We start from the raw sequence: 3,046 nt of genomic DNA on the forward strand, positions 1-3,046 counted from the left end.
GCGATCTCGCCCTGCGAGTGGCCGACCACCGCATCGGGCGTGACACCGGCCGCCTCCCACACCGCGGCGAGCGAGACCATCACCGCCCACAGCGCCGGCTGCACCACATCGGCGGCCTTCAACTCCGGCTCACCGGCCAGCACTTCGTCCAGCGACCAGTCAACGAACGGCTCCAACGCCGCCGCACACTCCGCCAACCGCGCCGCGAACACCGGACTCACCGAAGCCAGTTCACGCCCCATCCCCAGCCACTGCGAACCCTGACCGGCGAACGCGAACACCGTCCGCGCCCCCGGCCGGGCCACCCCCGAAACCACCGCACCCGAGGGCACCCCCGCCGCAAAGGACTGCAGAGCACCGACCGGATCACCCCCCAGGGCCACCGCACGGTGCTCGAACGCCGAACGGGTCGTCGCCAACGACCACGCCACACCGGCCGGTTCCAGCTCCGGCCGGGCGAGGGCCCAGTCACGCAGGCGGCCGGCCTGGGCGGTCAGGCCCTCGGCCGAGCGGGCCGAGACGGTCCATGCCTCGGCCCCGGCCACCACGGGAACGGTCTCCGGTCCGGCCGTCCGGGCCGCCGGGTCCGGGGCGCCGGCGTCCGCCGCGTCCTCGGTGCCGGGCGCCTCGACCGGCGGGGCCTCCTCCAGGATGACGTGCACGTTGGTGCCGCTGATGCCGAACGCGGAGACGCCGGCCCGGCGCACCCGCTCCCCGGCGGTCCACGGCACGGGCGCGTTGAGCAGCCGGACGTCGCCGGCCTCCCAGTCCACGTGGGTGGAGGGCACGTCCGCGTACAGGGTCGCCGGGAGCTGCTCGTGCTGGAGCGCCAGCACCATCTTCATCACGCCGGCGACGCCGGCCGCGGCCTGGGTGTGCCCGAGGTTGGACTTCACCGAGCCGAGCCAGAGCGAGCCGCGCTCGCCGCGCTCCCGGCCGTAGGTGGCCAGCAGCGCCTGCGCCTCGATCGGGTCGCCCAGGGTGGTGCCGGTGCCGTGCGCCTCGACCGCGTCGACGTCGGCGGTGGTGAGCCCGGCGTTGGCGAGGGCGGCCCGGATGACGCGCTGCTGGGAGGGGCCGTTGGGGGCGGTCAGGCCGTTGGAGGCGCCGTCCTGGTTGATCGCCGAGCCGCGGATCACCGCGAGCACCGGGTGCCCGTTGCGCCGGGCGTCGGAGAGCCGCTCGACGACCAGCATGCCCGCGCCCTCGGCCATGCCCATGCCGTCGGCGGCGTCGGAGAACGCCTTGGAGCGACCGTCCTCGGCGAGGCCGCGGGCGTGCGAGAACGCCAGGAAGCCGTCCGGGCTGGCCATGATGGTGACGCCGCCGGCCAGGGCGAGCGTGCACTCGCCCAGGCGCAGCGCCTGCGCGGCGAGGTGCAGGGCGACCAGCGAGGAGGAGCAGGCGGTGTCGATGGTGACGGCGGGGCCTTCGAGGCCGAGCGTGTAGGAGACCCGGCCGGAGAGCACGCTGGCCGCGTTGCCGGTCATCAGGTGGGCGCCGAGGTTCTCGACCTCCTCCTCGTCGGCCATGGTGACGGCCAGGTAGGAGGAGCCGTAGCCGCCGACGAAGGCGCCGGTGCGGCTGCCGCGCAGGGTGGCCGGGTCGATGCCGGAGCGCTCCAGGGCCTCCCAGGAGGTCTCCAGCAGCAGGCGCTGCTGCGGGTCCATGGCGAGGGCCTCGCGCGGGCTGATGCCGAAGAACCCGGCGTCGAAGGCGCTGGCGTCCTGGACGAAGCCGCCGACCTGGGTGTACGAGGTGCCGATGTTGTCGACGTCGGGGTTGTAGAGGGCGTCGAGGTCCCAGCCGCGGTCGGTGGGGAAGGTGGACAGGCCGTCGACGCCGTCGGCGAGCATCCGCCAGAGCTCTTCGGGGCCGGTCGCGCCGCCGGGGAAGCGGCAGGCCATGCCGACGATGGCGATCGGCTCGTCCGCGGCGTGCGGCAGGACGGCGGCCGGGCCGGTGTCGGCGGTGCCGGCGTCGGCGAGGTCGTCGGCGAGCTGTTCGCGCAGCAGGGCGGCCAGGGCGACGGGGTTGGGGTAGTCGAAGACCAGGGTCGCGGGCAGCCGCAGGCCGGTGGCCGGGTTCATCCGGTTGCGGAACTCGACGGCGATCAGCGAGTCGAAGCCCAGGTCGGTGAACGGGCGGGTGGCCTCGATGGCGTCGCCGGAGGCGTGGCCGAGGACGGCGGCGGCGTGGGTGCGGACCAGGTCGAGCAGCACCCGGTCGCGTTCGGCGCCGGGCAGTGCGGCGAGCTGCTGGCGCAGGACGTCGGCGGCGCCGGTGCCGACGGCCCCGGCCGCGGAGGTGACGGCGGCGCGGCGCGGCATGATCTCGTCCGCGAGGACCTGCCACAGCGCGGGGACGCCGGTGACGGCGGCCTGGGCGCGCAGGGCGGCCTTGTCGAGGCGGGCCGGGACGAGGACGGCCTCGGCGCGGGCCAGGGCGAGGTCGAGCAGGGTGAGGCCCTCGTGCTCGTCGAGCGCGGCGAGGCCGGAGCCGGTCATCCGGCGCAGCATCACCTCGTCGAGGTCGCGGCCGATGCCCGCCTCGGGCATCCAGGGGCCCCAGGCGAGCGCGGTGCCGGCCAGGCCGGCGGCGCGGCGGTGGGCGGCCAGGGAGTCGAGGAAGGCGTTGGCGGCGGCGTAGTTGGCCTGGCCGGCACCGCCGAAGGCGGCGGCGACGGAGGAGAACAGCACGAAGTGGTCGAGGCCGGCGTCCCGGGTGAGTTCGTGCAGGTGCCAGGCGGCGTCCACCTTGGGGCGCAGGACCGCGGCGACCCGGTCGGGGGTGAGCGAGTCGACCATGCCGTCGTCGATGATGCCGGCGGCGTGGAAGACCGAGCCGAGCGGGTTCTCGGCGGGCAGGGCGTCGATGACGGCGGCGAGGGCGGCGCGGTCGGTGACGTCGCAGGCGACGATCCGGGCCCAGCCGCCGCGGGCGGCGATGTCGGCGGCGAGGGCGGCGGCGCCGGGGGCGGCGGGGCCGGAGCGGCTGAGCAGGACGGCGCCGCCGGCCCGGCCGGTGGCGACCATGTGCTTGGCGA

1 protein-coding gene is annotated in these 3,046 nt (G+C 76.0%); it reads right to left on the reverse strand.

The annotated features are described in order from the left end of the window. Positions 1-3,046: beta-ketoacyl synthase N-terminal-like domain-containing protein (locus ACFUEL_RS37585; RefSeq protein ID WP_380242377.1), on the reverse strand; the 3,046-nt coding region annotated here is incomplete at both ends.

Origin of the sequence: Kitasatospora sp. NPDC057198, from assembly GCF_042670125.1 — a bacterium.
Taxonomy (GTDB): domain Bacteria; phylum Actinomycetota; class Actinomycetes; order Streptomycetales; family Streptomycetaceae; genus Kitasatospora.